The sequence below is a fragment of the Streptomyces natalensis ATCC 27448 genome (genome assembly GCF_000935125.1).
Classification (GTDB): domain Bacteria; phylum Actinomycetota; class Actinomycetes; order Streptomycetales; family Streptomycetaceae; genus Streptomyces; species Streptomyces natalensis.
The window spans coordinates 23,206-39,207 of the sequence record NZ_JRKI01000009.1; the positions used below are offsets into that span (position 1 = coordinate 23,206).

Genomic DNA, 16,002 nt, shown 5'->3' on the forward strand with positions numbered 1-16,002 from the left:
TGTCGGCCAACTCCCTTGGCGTGTCAGCCGAATCACCCCCCTTGAGCACCAACTTCGGTGACTCCGTGCTTATGGCCGCGCTCGGTCTGTCACTCTGTCGGTGGCGCACCCGGCGCTGACGCGGAGCTGCTCGGGAGTTGGTCAATGAGGACGACAACTTCATCACCACCGGACGACGTCACCAGGACGTGGACGACGGCACAGCGCCCCACCCGCGGCGGCTTCTCCCGCGCCGCCTCGCTGCCCGGCGACCCCAGGGCCGCGGCCGCCGCCCGGCAGTTCGTCCGCACCGTGTTCGCCGACTGGAGCGCCCAGGGGCTGCCCGGCTCGGCGGAGCTCACCGACCGGGTGGCGGACGAAGCGGTGCTGCTGGTCAGCGAGTTGGTCACCAATGCGGTGGTGCACGCGGGCACCGCCGTCGAACTGCGCTGCCGCCTGGAGCCGGGCGAGAGCCTCGAACCGTACGGCATCCCGGATCCCGGCCCCGGCGATCCGTGCGACCCCGACGCCTGCGAGGACGCCTCCCGCACCGGCATCGTCATCGAGGTCTCCGACCACCACCCGGCCCGCCCGGTCCGCGCCCGTGAGGAGTCCGCCGCGTCCCCGGTGTCCGAAGGCGGCGGCCACGGGCTCCAGTTGATCAGTGCGGTCGCCGAGTCCTGGGGCATCACCTACCGCCGCGCCCGCAAGACCGTATGGTTCCGGCTGCCCGCCGGGGTCGAGGGCGCCGCCCGCCCGGACCCCGAGGGCGTCTTCGACAACCAGCTGCTCCAGCGGGGACTGCGCGCCGCCGAACTCCTCGCGCCCACCCCGCGCCGCGCCGTACGCAACCCCGCCGAGGGCGACTGGGTCCACCGCGGCGCCCTCTCCTTCCTCGCCGAAGCCTCCGATCTGCTCTCCGGACAGCTCGACGCCGACCAGGTCGCCTCGCTCGCCGCCCAGCTGACCGTGCCGCGGCTCGCCGACTGGTGCGCGGTGTGGCTCTACGACGGCGACGGCGGCGCACCCGGCCGCGGCATCGAGGGCGACGGCGAGGCGCAGCGGCTCGCCCGCGTCTGGCACTCCAACGAGACCCTGATCGATCCGCTGCGCGCCGCTCTGGAGAAGGACCCGCCCCCGATGGCCGGCGGCCTCACCGGCCTGAGCAGCACCCCCGCCGCGGTCCCCTGGCCCTGGCCGCAGGAACCGGGCGGCTACGGCCCCGGGGGCGCGGCGCTCGCCTGCCCCCTGGTGGCGGGCGGCCGCCGGCTGGGCACGCTGCTGCTCGGCCGGTCCGGTCTGCTGCGCTTCCCCGACGAGGTGGTCGGCCTGGTGGAGGACCTGTGCCGCCGGGTCGCCCGCGCGGTGGCCACCGCCCGCGCCTACAGCCGCCAGGAACGCATCAGCCAGGTCCTCCAGCGCCGGCTGCTGCCCCGGGGGCGCGCCGCGGTGCCCGGAGTCGAGTCGGCGGTGGTCTACGAGCCCCGCGAGGGCGCCTGGGCGGGCGGCGACTTCTGGGACCTCTTCGACGCCGGTGACGGCCGCTGGTGCTTCGCCCTCGGCGATGTGTGCGGCAGCGGCCCCGAGGCGGCCGCGGTGACCGGCCTGGCCCGCCCGGTGCTGCGGCTGCTGGCCCGCGACGGCTTCGGTGTCGCCGAGGTCCTCGACCGCCTCAACAAGACCATGGCCCGCGAGGCAGCCGATTCGGTGGCGGCGGTCGCGGCGGCCGTGGCGGCGGCCGGCGCGGGCGCCGAGGCCCCCGTCGAGATCCGCGACGAGGGCGAACAGGCCCGCTTCCTGTCCCTCCTCTACGGCGAGATCGTGCCGTACCACGGTGGCTTCGGCGGCGCCCGCTGTACCCTCGCCAGCGCCGGCCATCCGCTCCCGCTGGTGCTGGGCGCCGATGGCACGGTCCGGGTCGTGGCGGCGCCCCAGATGCTGCTCGGCGTGGTCGGCGAGGCGGCGTACGTCAGCGAATCCTTCGACCTCTGCCCCGGGGAGACGCTGCTGTGCGTCACCGACGGCGTCACCGAGCGCCGCGCGGACGGCCACCTCTTCGACGACGAGGACGGCCTGGCCACCGCCCTCGCCGCCTGCACCGGCCTGGACGCCGCCGCCATCGCCGAAAACATCCGCGGCGCGGTCCACGCCTTCGCCCCGACACCGCCCGACGACGACCTGGCGCTGCTGGTGCTCCAGGCGGCGGGGGAGACGTGACGGGGGCGCCCGAGGGTCGGCAATCCGCCGGGGACGCCCCGCCTCCCGGATGACGGACAATGGACCCCATGCCTTCCGCACTGCCTGATGGTGAGCCGATGCCCGAGGACGGGGCGCTGCCCCGCCATGCGCTGACGGGGGCGGCCGCGCGGCCCCTCGGCTTCTATCTGCATGTGCCCTACTGCGCCACCCGCTGCGGCTACTGCGATTTCAACACCTACACCGCGAGCGAGCTGCGCGGTTCCGGCGGCGTCCTGGCCTCCCGCGACAACTACGCCGACACCGTCGTGGACGAGATCCTCCTGGCCCGCAAGGTGCTGGGCGACGACCCCCGCCCGGTGGAGACCGTCTTCGTCGGCGGCGGCACCCCCACCCTGCTCCCCGCCGCCGACCTGTCCCGCATGCTCGCCGCCATCCGCGACGAATTCGGCCTCGCCCCGGGCGCCGAGATCACCACCGAGGCCAACCCGGAATCCGTCGACCCCCGCTACCTCGCCGACCTGCGCGAGGGCGGCTTCAACCGGGTCTCCTTCGGTATGCAGAGCGCCCGGCAGCACGTCCTGAAGATCCTCGACCGTACGCACACCCCCGGCCGTCCCGAGGCGTGCGTCGCCGAGGCCCGCGCCGCCGGTTTCGACCACGTCAACCTCGACCTGATCTATGGCACACCTGGCGAGACCGACGACGACTGGCGCGCCTCCCTCGACGCCGCCCTCGGCGCCGGCCCCGACCACATCTCCGCCTACGCCCTGATCGTCGAGGAGGGCACCCAGCTCGCCCGCCGGATCCGCCGCGGCGAGGTCCCGATGACCGACGACGACGTCCACGCCGACCGCTATCTGATCGCCGAGGAGCGGCTCTCGGCCGCGGGCTTCTCCTGGTACGAGGTCTCCAACTGGGCCACCACCGAGGCCGCCCGCTGCCGCCACAACGAGCTGTACTGGACCGGCGCCGACTGGTGGGGCGCGGGCCCCGGCGCCCACAGCCACGTCGGCGGCGTCCGCTGGTGGAACGTCAAGCACCCCGGCGCCTACGCCCAGGCCCTCGCCGAGGGCCGCTCCCCGGGCGCGGGCCGCGAGATCCTGCCGGAGGAGGACCGCCGGGTGGAGCGCATCCTGCTGGAGCTGCGGCTGGTCGACGGCTGCCCGCTGGACATCCTCGCCCCGGCGGGAGCGCGGGCGGCCGAGCGGGCGCTGGCCGAGGGGCTGCTGGAGGCGGGGCCGTATGCCGCCGGGCGGGCCGTTTTGACGCTGCGGGGGCGGTTGTTGGCTGACGCGGTGGTGCGGGATCTGGTGGACTGATACGCGTACGAGTGAACCGATGCGGGTGCGCTGAGCATCCGCCTGAGCTGTCCCTAGGCTGCCGTCGTACTAGGACGATGGTGGAAGCGGAGGGCCACGGAGATGACTGCGGTGGATGACCGGCCGATCACGCACATCGTCAAGATGTTCGAGGACCTTGAGGTTCCCGATGGGTTCAAGGCGGAACTCCTGCGGGGGGAAATCGTGATGATGGCGGGGCCGGATCTGGTGCACAACCGGATCGTGCTGAGGGTGCTCCGGCAGATCCCGGACGAGAAGTGGGACTGCCTCCAGACGCAGGACATCGATCTGCTGAGCGAAACCAGTGAGCCCCAGCCGGACCTCGTCGTGCTGGACCGTGACGCGGGGCCGGAATCAGGCCGCCTGCTGCCCGCCCAGCTCATCACGATGCTGGTCGAGGTCGTCTCCAAGAACAGCGTCGACCGCGATTACGGCGTCAAGCGCTCGATCTACGCAGCGGGAAAGATCCCTGCCTACCTCATCGTCGACCCCGTCATGGCTCAGTGCGTGCTGCTCACCGATCCTGCCTATAGGGGCGAGGAGGCCGACTACCGGTGTCAGCGCATCAGTAAATTCGGCGAGACCTTGCCCTTGCCCATGCTTGGAATCGAGCTGGACACCACCGAGTTCGGCACCCTCCCCAACGTCAGGCCGCACCGCCGACCGTAACGAAGTCGATCAGCTCCTCCACTCGCCCCAGCAGTTGCGGCTCCAGGTCCCGGTACGACCGCACGCAGCCCAGAATCCGCTGCCACGCCGCCCCCGTGTTCTCCGGCCACCCCAGCGCCCGGCACACCCCCGTCTTCCAGTCCTGACCGCGCGGCACGGCCGGCCACGCCGGAATCCCCACCGACGCCGGCTTCACGGCCTCCCACACATCGATGTACGGATGGCCGACGACCAGCGCATGCTCTCCGGTGACCTCGGCCGCGATCCGCGACTCCTTCGAGCCCGGCACCAGATGGTCCACCAGCACCCCCAGCCGCGCATCCGGCCCCGGCGCGAAGCCCCGCACGATCCCCGGAAGGTCGTCGATGCCCTCCAGAAACTCCACGACCACGCCCTCGATCCGCAGATCGTCGCCCCACACCCGCTCGACCAGCTCCGCGTCGTGCCGCCCCTCCACATAGATGCGCCCGGCGCGGGCGACGCGGGCGCGGGCGCCGGGGACGGCGAGTGAGCCCGATGCCGTACGCGCCGGACCGCTCGGCGCCGGCCGCCCCTGCGGGCGTACGAGGGTGACGACGCGGCCCTCCAGGAGGAAGCCGCGCGGCGTCATCGGGAAGACGCGGTGTTTGCCGAAGCGGTCCTCCAGGGTGACCGTCGGACCCTCCGCTGTCTTCTCGCAGCGGATCACCGCGCCGCAGAACCCGCTGGTGACCTCCTCGACGACGAGGTCGGGCTCGGCCGGGACCTCGGGGGCCGGGCGCTGCTTCTTCCAGGGAGGGGTGAGGTCGGGGCCGTAGTGCTTGCTGCGCATGGGGGCCTGGGGGTCCTGTTCTCGTGAAGGGGGCGGGTTCCGGGTACGGAGCGGGCGGGGCGGTCAGGAGGGCGGGGTCACGGCGTCACCCGGCACGGCACGGCGACGCCACGAGGTGACGGCGTCACGAGGTCACCCCGAACCGCACCGCCAGCGCGTCCCGCTGCGCCCGTACGAAGGCCGCGTCCACGACCGCCCCGTGCCCCGGTACGTACCGCGCGTCCTCGCCGCCGAGGGCGAGCAGCCGGTCCAGGGCGGCCGGCCACTGCTGAGGGAGCGAGTCCAGGCCGGCGCTCGGTTCGCCGGACTCCTCGACGAGGTCGCCGCAGAAGACGATCTCAGGGGCGCCGCCCCGGCCGGGGACGAGGACCGCCAGGTCATGGGCGGTATGGCCGGGGCCGACATTGGCGAGCAGCACCGGCCGGTCGCCGAGGTCGACGGTCAGTTCGCCGTGGACATGATGGTGCGGCTGGACGAGAAGATCGGCGGCCTCCGCGGCGGCGTCCGGGTCGACGCCGTGCCGTACCGCGTCCCGCCGCAGCTCCTCCCGGTCGCGCCGCAGCAGACCGGCCATCCCGGCGGCGCCGAAAACCTCGACCCCGGCGAACGCGGCGGTGCCCAGGACGTGATCGAAATGCGGATGGGTGAGCGCGATATGCGTCACGCCCCGCCCCAGCACCCCGCGGACCGTCCGGCGCAGATCGGCCCCGTCACGGATCGACGCACCGGTGTCGACGATCATCACGCGGTCCGCTCCGACGATCACGCCGACGGTCTCGTCCCAGCCCGGCATCCGCCGTCTGGCGACACCGTCACCAAGCCGTTCCCACCCGGCCTCTTCCCAAGTACTGCGCATACCGAGACGCTAACTGCATCGCGATAGCGTTGCCTGACAGACCGGGCAAGAACGACCGATCACGGTCACCGGACGCCGCGGCGGCGACCGTTCGTGACGGCTGCCCTTGCCGCAGCCGCGCTACCCGGCCGTACACTGGCATCCGGGTCTGGCACTCGGCCCGTGTGAGTGCCAGGAGTGACCGGACGGCAACACGGCAGGACTGGAGGTGCGCGTAGTGCTCAGTGAACGCAGGCTCGAAGTGCTGCGCGCCATCGTCCAGGACTACGTGGGGACGGAGGAGCCGGTCGGCTCCAAGGCGCTCACCGAACGGCACCAGCTGGGTGTCTCCCCGGCCACGGTCCGCAATGACATGGCGGCCCTGGAGGACGAGGGATTCATCGCCCAGCCGCACACCAGCGCCGGGCGGATCCCCACCGACAAGGGCTACCGTCTCTTCGTCGACAGGCTGGCGGGCGTCAAACCGCTGTCCCTCCCGGAGCGGCGGGCCATTCAGAACTTCCTCGACGGCGCCGTCGACCTCGACGACGTCGTCGGCCGCACGGTCCGGCTGCTGGCGCAGCTGACCCGCCAGGTGGCGGTCGTGCAGTATCCGTCGCTGACCCGGTCCACGGTGCGGCACGTCGAGCTGTTGGCGCTGGCCCCGGCCCGGCTGATGCTCGTCCTGATCACCGACACCGGGCGGGTCGAACAGCGGCTGATCGACTGCCAGTCGCCGTTCGGCGAAACGTCACTGGCGGATCTGCGGGCGCGGCTCAACAGCCGTGTGGTGGGCCGCCGTTTCACGGATGTGCCCCAGTTGGTGCAGGATCTTCCGGAGTCCTTCGAGCAGGACGACCGCGGCACGGTCTCGACAGTGCTGTCCGTCCTGCTGGAAACTCTGGTGGAAGAGACCGAAGAGCGGCTGATGATCGGCGGTACCGCCAATCTCACGCGCTTCGGACACGATTTCCCCCTGACCATCCGCCCGGTGCTGGAGGCCCTTGAGGAGCATGTGGTGCTGCTCAAGCTTCTCGGGGAGGCCAAGGACTCGGGCATGACCGTACGCATCGGGCATGAGAATGCCCACGAAGGCCTGACGTCCACATCGGTCGTCGCGGTCGGTTACGGTTCGGGCGACGAGGCAGTCGCCAAACTCGGCGTGGTCGGACCGACCCGCATGGACTACCCCGGAACGATGGGAGCGGTACGCGCAGTGGCACGTTACGTCGGACAAATCCTCGCGGAGTCGTAAGTGGCCACGGATTACTACTCGGTCCTCGGCGTCGGCCGGGACGCTTCGCAGGACCAGATCAAGAAGGCCTTCCGCCGGCTGGCGCGCGAGCTGCACCCGGATGTGAACCCGGATCCCAAGACCCAGGAGCGGTTCAAGGAGATCAACGCCGCTTACGAGGTCCTCTCCGACCCGCAGAAGAAGCAGGTCTACGACCTCGGCGGCGATCCGCTCTCCCAGTCCGGCGGTGGCGGCGGCGCGGGCGGCTTCGGGGCGGGCTTCGGCAACTTCTCCGACATCATGGACGCGTTCTTCGGCACGGCCTCGCAGCGCGGCCCGCGCTCGCGCACCCGCCGCGGCCAGGACGCCATGATCCGCCTCGACATCGAGCTGAACGAGGCCGCCTTCGGTACGACCAAGGACATCCAGGTCGACACCGCCGTGGTCTGCACGACATGCAGCGGCGAGGGCGCGGCGCCCGGTACGTCCGCGCAGACCTGTGACATGTGCCGCGGTCGCGGTGAGGTCTCGCAGGTCACCCGCTCCTTCCTCGGCCAGGTCATGACCTCGCGGCCGTGCCCGCAGTGCCAGGGCTTCGGTACGGTCGTGCCGACGCCGTGCCCGGAGTGCGCCGGTGACGGGCGGATCCGCTCGCGCCGCACGCTGACGGTCAAGATCCCCGCCGGCGTCGACAACGGCACGCGGATCCAGCTCGCCGGCGAGGGCGAGGTCGGTCCCGGTGGCGGTCCGGCCGGTGATCTCTACGTCGAGATCCATGAGCTGCCGCACCCGGTCTTCCAGCGGCGCGGCGACGATCTGCACTGCACGGTCACCATCCCGATGACGGCGGCGGCGCTGGGCACCAAATGCCCGCTGGAGACGCTGGACGGTGTGGAGGAGATCGACGTCCGGCCCGGCACCCAGTCCGGCCAGTCGATTCCGCTGCACCAGCGCGGTGTCACCCATCTGCGCGGCGGCGGCCGCGGCGATCTGATCGTCCATGTCGAGGTGCAGACGCCGACCAAGCTCGACCCCGAGCAGGAGGAACTGCTGCGACGCCTCTCCAAGCTGCGCGGCGAGGAGCGCCCGACGGGCCAGTTCCAGCCGGGCCAGCAGGGACTGTTCTCGCGGCTGAAGGATGCGTTCAACGGGCGGTAGGCGTTCGCTCGGCGGGCCTTCGTCCGGCGCGCGCAACGGGCGGTAGGGCACGGGTGAGCCCGCCTCCGGGAATACCGGCCGAGGGAATACCGCCCTCCCCCGCCACGTTGTGGCCTGCAAGGGGCGTTCGCGTCCCCTAGGGGAAGTGTGCGAACGCCCCCTAGGGGAAACGCCACCCAGGCCCATACCAGCGCCGAGCCCCTGATGCGGGGGCTCGGCGTTTCCCGTGACACGATGTGCTCATGCCCACCGCACCGACCGATCTCTGCCGCTATCCGATCGTGCAGGCCCCGATGGCGGGGGGTGGCTCGGGTCCCGAGTTGGCCGCCGCCGTCTGCGGCGCCGGGGGCCTCGGCTTCCTCGCCGCCGGCTACAAAACCGCCGACGGTATGTATCAGGAGATCAAACAGCTGCGGTCGCTGACCGACCGGCCCTTCGGCGTCAATCTCTTCATGCCGCAGCCGTCCCAGGCCGACGCCGCCGCCGTCGAGGTCTACCGCGAGCAGCTCGCCGGCGAGGCCGCCTGGTACGAGACCGAGCTCGGCGACACCGATGGGCCCAGCGACGACAACTACGAGGCCAAGCTCGCGATACTGCGGGAGGACCCGGTGCCGGTGGTGTCCTTCACCTTCGGCTGTCCCTCGCGCGCCGTCCTCGATGCGTTCGCCGAGGTCGGTACGTACACCATCGTCACCGTCACCACGGCCACCGAGGCGCAGGCCGCGCAGTGGTCGGGCGCCGATGCGGTGTGTGTGCAGGGCGTGGAGGCCGGCGGCCACCAGGCCACCCACCGGGACGATCCGTACCTGGACGGCACCGGTGCGGGGATGGGGCTGATGGCGCTGCTCGGCCAGGTCCGCGAGGCCGTACAGATCCCGGTGATCGCCGCGGGCGGGCTGATGCGCGGGGCGCAGATCGCCGCCGTGCTGGCCGCCGGGGCGAGCATGGCGCAGCTGGGCACCGCCTTCCTCGCCACCCCGGAGTCCGGCGCCAACCCGATCCACAAGCAGGCGCTGACCAACCCCCTGTTCACCCATACGGAGTTGACCCGGGCGTTCTCCGGCCGGCCCGCCCGCGGGCTGGTGAATCGATTCCTGCGTGAGCACGGCCCGTACGCACCGGCCGCCTATCCCGCGATCCACTACCTCACCTCCCCCGTGCGCAAGGCCGCCGCCAAGGCGGGCGATGCGCAGGGCCTCAACCTGTGGGCCGGGCAGGGGCACCGGCTGGCCCGGGAGATGCCCGCCGGGCATCTGGTCGAGGTGCTGGTGGCCGAACTGGATGCGGCCCGGGTCGTGTTGGGGCTTCCCGCGGCGGGCGGCGCCGTATGACCGCCCCCGTCTTTCTTGCCGAGTCGCTTGCCGACGTGCGCCCCGGCGGCACCGTGACCCTGGACGGGCCGGAGGGCCGGCACGCGGTGTCGGTGCGGCGGCTGCGGGTGGGCGAGGAGATCGTGCTGACGGATGGTCAGGGGACCGGTGTCCACGGCACGGTCGCCGGCGTCGAGGGCAAGGACCGCCTGACCGTCGCCGTCGTGGGCCTGCGCACCGAGGCCCCGCCGGCGCCTGCCATCACCGTCGTCCAGGCGCTGCCCAAGGGCGATCGCGGCGAACTGGCCGTCGAGACCATGACGGAGACCGGCGTCGATGCCATCGTCCCCTGGACGGCGGCGCGTTGTGTCACCCAGTGGAAGGGCGAGCGGGCCGCCAAATCGCTCGCCAAGTGGCGCGCCACGGCCCGCGAGGCGGGCAAGCAGTCGCGCCGGCTCCGCTTCCCCGAGGTGGCCGATCCGCTGACGACCCGGCAGGTGGCCGCCCTCCTGGCCGACGCCGACTTCGCCGCCGTCCTCCACGAGGAGGGCAGCACCCCGCTGGCCACCGCCGAACTCCCCGCCGAGGGCTCGATCGTGCTGGTCGTCGGCCCAGAGGGCGGGGTGTCGCCCGAGGAGCTCGCCGCGTTCGCCGAGGCCGGGGCCCGGCCGTACCGCCTCGGGACGACCGTGCTGCGCACCTCCACCGCCGGTACGGCCGCCACGGCCCTGCTGCTGGGCCGCACCGGGCGCTGGAGCTGACCGGGACCGGGCGCCGGGGCTCAGTGGGCCCGACGCCGACCGGGCGTCGGAGCTGACCGGACCGCCCGTCCCGCGTCCCCGCTCCCCCCGGCCCCGCTATCCCCGGGCCACCGCCCCGGCGGTGGATATCAGCTCGGGGAGGGTGCCCGCGAAGGTCGGCAGCAGCTGGAGGCAGACCGCCCAGGCTTCGACGTCGCCGCCCAGGTGCTCGTCGGTGAGCGCCGTGATCAGCGCGCCCACGGACCGGCCGTCCGCGTCCGGCGGTGAGGAGGGCGCGGCCACGAGGAGATGGCTCAGGGCCGCACGGGCGGGGGCGGCGTGGGCCAGGACAGACCGGCCGGTACATCAACGATCGTGACACGGACCACTGACAACGCCCCGAGAACGGCCACCGACAACGCCCCGAAGGCGACCATCGACAGCCCCCGGAACGGTCACCGACAGCGCCCCCGGAACGGCCACCGACAATGCCCACGGAACGCCGAACGGGCCGCTGCCGTACGGGACATGGCGCACCCTCACGCAGGCATCCGCGTCATCGCCCCGGCCGTGGCGAGGAGTTCGGACAAGGTGCCCGCGAACGTCGGCAGCAGCTGAAGGGAGACGGCCCAGCCCTCGGCGTCCGCACCCAGATGCTCCCGGGCCAGGGCCGCGGTGCGCTCCCGGAGGCGCCGCCAGTCCGTATCGGTGGTCCAGGACTCCTCGAAGTGCCGTTCCTCCAGGCAGCGGAGCAAGAAGCCGTAGGCCAGCTCGGCCGGGGCGGCGTGGGTGAGGAGATCATCGAGGGCGAGCGTGCCGTCCTTCAGGGCAGGTTCGATCCAGGAGTTCCAGTCCCCCCAGCGTCCGGAGAGGGATCCCAGCCCCGCCCGCAGCAGCTCGCCCGGACAGCCAGGGAGTTCGACGAGCGCTTCCACCAGATCGGCCGGGAGCGGGGTGGCGCGGTGCGCCGCCACCAGAGCCGTCCACGGCGGCTCCACCCCCTCGCCGAGTAGCTGCGCCAGCCGCTTTTCGGGCCGCCCGCCCGGTTTGGCGAGGAATGCCGCGATCCGGTCCGGGTCCGCCTCCCTGTCGAGGCGGGCACGCAGCTGCTCCAGCCCGTCCGGGGCGTCCAGCAGTTTCTCCGTCTGCCGGCGCAGGGTGACCGGGAGGCGGTCCATGGCCAGGACCTCCCGGACGGCATCCGGCCCGCCCCGCTCCCACACCGCGACCAGCAGCCGCAGCCGGGTGGCCGGTATGTACAGCCGCAGCCGCTCCAGGACCCGGCGGACCACCCTCAGGTCGCCGGATGCCGCACCGGCCGTCAGCCAGTCGCGGTCCTGGTTGACGATGACCTTGTCCAACTCCGCGAGCAGGTCCTCGGACACCGGGCGGATGCCGCCGCCGCGCAGCCGCCCGGCGAGTATCCGCTCGCGCTCCGGCCGGGGAAGGTCGTAGCGGCGGAACAACGCGATGTCGACCGCCGGTTCGTCGAGGTCCAGGAGGTAATCCAGCGTGTCGGCGTCGAGCCGTCCGCCGGTCATCATCAACGGGGCCGGGAGACCGTGCGCGGCCACCACCGCGTCGCGCACCGCGCAGGACGGGCCGCACTCCCGCAGGAACTGCTGGACGGCCATCGCGTCGAAATGCGGGACGACGGCGGTCTGGGCCTCCTGCGAGGCGCACCGGAACAGACCGAGGAAGGCGGCCCGGGCACCCTGGGACCGCACGCCCGAGGCCGGGGCCTTGCGCGGCTGCGGCCAGCTGGTGTGGCGCTTCTTGCGGGGGGCGGGCGTGAGGACGTCCGCGATCAGCTCGGCGACGGTGCCGGTGGCGCGCCGCAGCGCGGCGTAGCACGTCAGCCAGTTGACGGGGTCCGTGCCCAAGGGCGCCAGCAGAGCGGCGAGGGCCTTGCGGGTCGGTTCATGGTCGTACGGCAGCGCGCGGAGCACCTCCGGCGCCGGTGACACCTCTGTCAGCACCCGGTCGATCGGGAACCAGCCCTCGGGGATGCCGCGCCCGAGGAGAAGGTCCAGGGAGACCTCGCGGTCGCAGGGCTCGGTGAGGACCTCGAAGGGCAGCTCGGCGACGGTCCGGGTGGCCGCGTCGGGATCCGCGTGGAAGGCGTCCTTCACCACGTCGGCGGGGCAGCCCTCCCACTGGATGAGCGTGCTCGGCCAGATGCGTCCGCGGTACATGCCGCGACGGCTGATCGGCAGTCGTTCGTGCTCGCGCCACAGCAGGTCCCAGTCGAGGCCGTCGGGCTTCTGGGGCGCCACCGAAGCGATGGTGCCGTAGCGGAGCGCGATCAATGCGCGCAGGTGTGCCGGGTCCTCCCATTGCCCGGCCGGCCGGTGCTTCCTCAAGAGGGCCGCCGGATCGGGGGCGTCGAGGGCACGGCGCAGCAGATCCGGCAGCCAGGGATGCCCGAGATCCAGGTCCGGTTTCTCCTCCAGCAGGGCGAGGACCTTCGCGAACGGTTCGGTGCCGCCCCAGGCCTCCAGGAGGTGCAGACAGGCGTCCACGACGACCGGGGGCGGCAGGAACGCCGCGCACCCCACGAGCGTGCCGGCGGTCAGCCCGGGGAAGCCGCTGGTCACGATGGGGACGAGATCGGGACCCTTGGGCACCCGGTAGAGGAGGGGCAGCAGGCCCTCGTCGTCGTGCCAGCGCGGGTCGCCGAGGTCGGCGGCGTCCAGCACGGTGGCCAGGAGACCGGGGATGTTGTGCATCGCGCGCCGCCGTTGACCCGCGTCGTCGCGGAACGTCGCGGACCACAGCGCCCGCCCGACCACCGGATCGCCGAGCTGGGCCGCCCCCAGGAGCCATTCCTCGGGATCTATCGTCAGCGCGGCCCGCATCTGCGCGGCATCCGCGCCCAGCAGCTCCTCGACCATCTCCTCCGGCAGCCCGAACCGGTCGGACAGGAGGGCGAGCACCTCCGGGTACTGGCGCGCGGCGAGCGCATCGGCGGTGTCCGGGTCGGCGAGGCCCAGCGCGAGGCGGAGCGTGAAGTGGGGGCTGTCGGTCACGGGTCGGTTCCCTTCGCGGAGCGGTCCGTACGCGCCCGGCGGAGTGCGGTCGTTACGTCACCGCCGGTACGCCATGGATCGTGACACGGACCACTGACAATGCCCGCGGAACGGCCGAGGATCCCCGGGAAACCCCGAGTTCAAAGGTGCGTACGTGGGTCGGTCACAGGTGGTGCCGCGTCAATGCCCCTGCCGTCGCGAGGAGTTCGGGCAGGGTCCCGGTGAACGTCGGCAGCAGCTGAAGGCATACGGCCCAGGCTTCGACGTCCGTGGCCAGATGCTCCCGGGCGAGCGCCGCCGCCCGTCCGCGCACCGCACACAGGGCCCCCGGCGCGGGCCGGTCGTCGGCGTAGCGCCGCAGCAGGCCGAGGGAGGCGCGGGCGGGGGCCGCGTGGGTCAGGACGTCCTCGGGGGTGAGCTTGCCCTCCTTGAGGGCGGCGTGGGCCCAGTCGGGTCCGTCCCCGGGGGCGAACGCCAGGGCCGGCAGCAGTAGTTCGCGCGGGCAGCCCGGATCTTCCGCCAGCGCGACGAGCAGGCCGGACGGGAGCGGCCCGGCGCCCTGCGCCGCCACCAGCGCCGCCCACGGCGGCTCCAGGCCCTCACTGCGCAGCCGGTGCAGCCGCGCCCCGGGATCGGAGGCGGACGCGGTGAGATACGCCAGGAGCCGCTCGGGGGCTTCCTCCTCGGCGAGCTGGGCGCGCAGCAGGGCCAGTCCGTCGGGTGCGTCCAGCAGCTTCCCGGTCCGGCGGCGGAGGGTGACCGGGAGGCGGTCCATGGCCAGGATCTCCCGGACGGCATCCGGCCCGCCGCGCTCCCACACCGCGACCAGCAGCCGCAGCCGGGTGGCCGGTATGTGCAGCCGCAGCCGGTCCACGAGCCTGCGGGCCACGCCGACGTCCCCGGATCCCAGACCGGCCATCAGCCGGTCGCGGCTGTGGGCGACGCTGAGGTCGTCCAGCACCGCGAGCACCTCCCCGGGCACGGGGCGGGTGCCGCCGCGCCGCAGCCGTCCGGCCAGCACCCGTTCCTGCTCGGACCGGTCGAGGTTGCCGTAGCGGAACAACTGGGCGTCCACCTCCGGATCGTCGAGATCCAGGAGGTGGGCCACCTTCTCGGCGGGCAGGCGGTACGCGGCGGACATCGCCACCAGGGCCGGCCGGCCGTGCGCGGTCACCACCGCCTCGCGCACCGCCGGTGACGGGTCGCCGTAGACCAGCAGATGCTGCACGGCCCGCGCGTCGAGATACGGGACGACGGCCCGCTGGGCCTCCTCGGAGGCGCACTGGAACATGTCCAGGAACGTCGGCCGGGTGTTCTCGGGCGGGGCGGCCGGGAACTGCGCCTGGGCCGGACGCGGCCAGGTGGTGTGGCGCTTCCTGCGGGTGTCCGTCGAGACGGCGTCGGCTATCAGGTCCGCGACGCTGCCCTCGGCGCGCCCGATGCGGGCGTAGCACGTCAGCCAGTTGACGGGGTCCGTGCCGAGGCGGGCGAGCAGCGTCCCGAGAGCCTTACGGGTCGGCTCGTGGTCGTACGGCAGCCCGTCCAGCACCGCCTCCGCGGGCTTCACCTCGGCCAGCACCCGCTCCACCGGCAGCCGGCCCGCACGGATGCCCCGTCCGAGGGCCTCCGAGAGGAGGCTCCAGCGGCCGCAGGTGACGCGCTCGGTGAGCGCCTCGAAGGGCAGCTCGGCGCCGGCCCGGGCGGTCTCCACGGGGTCCGTGCGGAAGCTCTCCAGCACCAGGTCGGCGGGGCAGCCCTCCCACCGGACCAGCCGCAGGAGCCGGCTGCCCCTGCGGAAGTCCGGTGTGCCGCCGGTCTCCTGGCCGAACGGCAGCCGCCGGTGCTCGCGCCGGATCAGGTCCCAGTCGAGGCCGGCGGGTGCGGCCGAGGGGCCGTTGCCGCTGCGGAGCATCAGCAGGGCGCGCACCTGCGCCGGGTCGGTCCACTCCCCGGCGGGCCGGCGCTCCCTCAGGAAGGACTCCGGGTCGGGGGCGTCCACGGCCTGGCGCAAGGTGTCCAGCAGCCACGGGTGCCCCAGATCGCCCAGCTCCGGAGTCGTCTCGACGCCGCGGATGAAGGAGGCGAGCCCCTGCGCGCCCGTCAGCTCCGCGACGGTGATCATGGTGTCCAGCATCACCGACGGCGGCAGCCAGCGGCCGAGCATGGCCGCGGAATAGCCGATCAGCCGGGGGAAGTTGCAGGTCAGGGCGGTGAGCAGCGCGGTCACACCGGCCTCGTCCTCCACCGCTTCGAGCAGACCGTCCTCGTCGTACCAGCGCTCGTCCCAGGGATCGGCCGCCTCCAGCACCGCGGGCAGCACGCGGTCGCCCGCGCGCACCGGAACCACCCAGTCGGGCCGGTAGCGCGCGCTCCACAGCGCCCGGCCGACCGCCGGATCGCCCAGCGCGGCCACCCCCAGCAGCCATTCCAGGGGGTCCGCGGTCAGCGCGGCCCGCAGCCCGGCGGGCTCCGGCCCGGCCAGCTCCTCCACCATCTCCGCGGGCAGCCCGAACCGGTGGGCCAGCGCGCCCAGCAGCTCCGGCCGCAGCCGCTCGGCGAGCGCATCGGCGGTGGCCGGATCGGCGAGGCCCAGCGCGAGGCGGAGCGCTCGGTGGGAGCTGTCGGTCACGGGGCGGATCCCTTCGTGGAGCGGTGGACGGCGTGGTGGACGGCGCGGTGGCTGACACCCCACCAGCCG

At 73.1% G+C, this 16,002-nt stretch carries 12 protein-coding genes; 7 read left to right on the top strand and 5 right to left on the bottom strand.

All coding sequences use genetic code 11. The features are described 5' to 3' along the window. Positions 1-144 precede the first annotated feature (144 nt). From SNA_RS06785 to SNA_RS06795, 3 genes are all read left to right on the top strand, one after another. A complete protein-coding gene (locus tag SNA_RS06785; RefSeq protein ID WP_044363820.1) occupies positions 145-2,196 on the top strand; it encodes a SpoIIE family protein phosphatase in 2,052 nt (683 codons plus the stop codon). Between the two features lie 68 nt (positions 2,197-2,264). Further along, positions 2,265-3,497: a radical SAM family heme chaperone HemW gene (hemW, locus tag SNA_RS06790; RefSeq protein ID WP_044364023.1), complete on the top strand. Its 1,233-nt coding sequence runs from the start codon at positions 2,265-2,267 to the stop codon at positions 3,495-3,497. A 102-nt stretch (positions 3,498-3,599) separates the two neighbouring features. Continuing rightward, a complete protein-coding gene (locus tag SNA_RS06795; protein WP_030068005.1) occupies positions 3,600-4,187 on the top strand; it encodes a Uma2 family endonuclease in 588 nt (195 codons plus the stop codon). On the opposite strand, the gene SNA_RS06800 is transcribed toward SNA_RS06795, so the two are convergent. Both SNA_RS06800 and SNA_RS06805 read right to left on the bottom strand, forming a co-directional pair. Beyond that, positions 4,165-4,998, bottom strand: a complete 834-nt coding sequence (locus tag SNA_RS06800) for a DUF3097 domain-containing protein (protein ID WP_030068004.1) — start codon at positions 4,996-4,998, stop codon at positions 4,165-4,167. The genes SNA_RS06795 and SNA_RS06800 overlap by 23 nt on opposite strands. 124 nt (positions 4,999-5,122) lie before the next feature. Further along, positions 5,123-5,854: an MBL fold metallo-hydrolase gene (locus SNA_RS06805; RefSeq protein ID WP_030068003.1), complete on the bottom strand. Its 732-nt coding sequence runs from the start codon at positions 5,852-5,854 to the stop codon at positions 5,123-5,125. Between the two features lie 217 nt (positions 5,855-6,071). Between SNA_RS06805 and hrcA the strand changes: the two genes are divergently transcribed. The 4 genes from hrcA to SNA_RS06825 all read left to right on the top strand — a co-directional run bounded on the left by hrcA (position 6,072) and on the right by SNA_RS06825 (position 10,296). Continuing rightward, positions 6,072-7,088, top strand: a complete 1,017-nt coding sequence (gene hrcA, locus SNA_RS06810) for a heat-inducible transcriptional repressor HrcA (RefSeq protein ID WP_030068002.1) — start codon at positions 6,072-6,074, stop codon at positions 7,086-7,088. Continuing rightward, complete coding sequence (gene dnaJ / locus SNA_RS06815; protein ID WP_030068001.1) at positions 7,089-8,225, top strand: molecular chaperone DnaJ; 1,137 nt, start codon at positions 7,089-7,091, stop codon at positions 8,223-8,225. A gap of 242 nt (positions 8,226-8,467) precedes the next feature. Beyond that, positions 8,468-9,556 carry a nitronate monooxygenase gene (locus SNA_RS06820; protein ID WP_030068000.1) on the top strand — a complete coding sequence of 363 codons (1,089 nt, stop codon included), beginning with the start codon at positions 8,468-8,470 and terminating at the stop codon, positions 9,554-9,556. Beyond that, positions 9,553-10,296: a 16S rRNA (uracil(1498)-N(3))-methyltransferase gene (locus SNA_RS06825; protein ID WP_030067999.1), complete on the top strand. Its 744-nt coding sequence runs from the start codon at positions 9,553-9,555 to the stop codon at positions 10,294-10,296. Before SNA_RS06820 ends, SNA_RS06825 begins: the two co-directional genes overlap by 4 nt. A gap of 96 nt (positions 10,297-10,392) precedes the next feature. Here the strand turns inward: SNA_RS06825 and SNA_RS06830 are convergent, their stop codons facing one another. The 3 genes from SNA_RS06830 to SNA_RS06840 all read right to left on the bottom strand — a co-directional run bounded on the left by SNA_RS06830 (position 10,393) and on the right by SNA_RS06840 (position 15,933). Continuing rightward, positions 10,393-10,578, bottom strand: a complete 186-nt coding sequence (locus tag SNA_RS06830; RefSeq protein ID WP_030067998.1) for a hypothetical protein — start codon at positions 10,576-10,578, stop codon at positions 10,393-10,395. A gap of 236 nt (positions 10,579-10,814) precedes the next feature. Continuing rightward, on the bottom strand, positions 10,815-13,304 hold the full coding sequence (locus tag SNA_RS06835) for a hypothetical protein (RefSeq protein ID WP_044363822.1): 2,490 nt from the start codon (positions 13,302-13,304) through the stop codon (positions 10,815-10,817). Between the two features lie 163 nt (positions 13,305-13,467). Beyond that, a complete protein-coding gene (locus SNA_RS06840; RefSeq protein ID WP_044363824.1) occupies positions 13,468-15,933 on the bottom strand; it encodes a hypothetical protein in 2,466 nt (821 codons plus the stop codon). Positions 15,934-16,002: the final 69 nt, after the last annotated feature.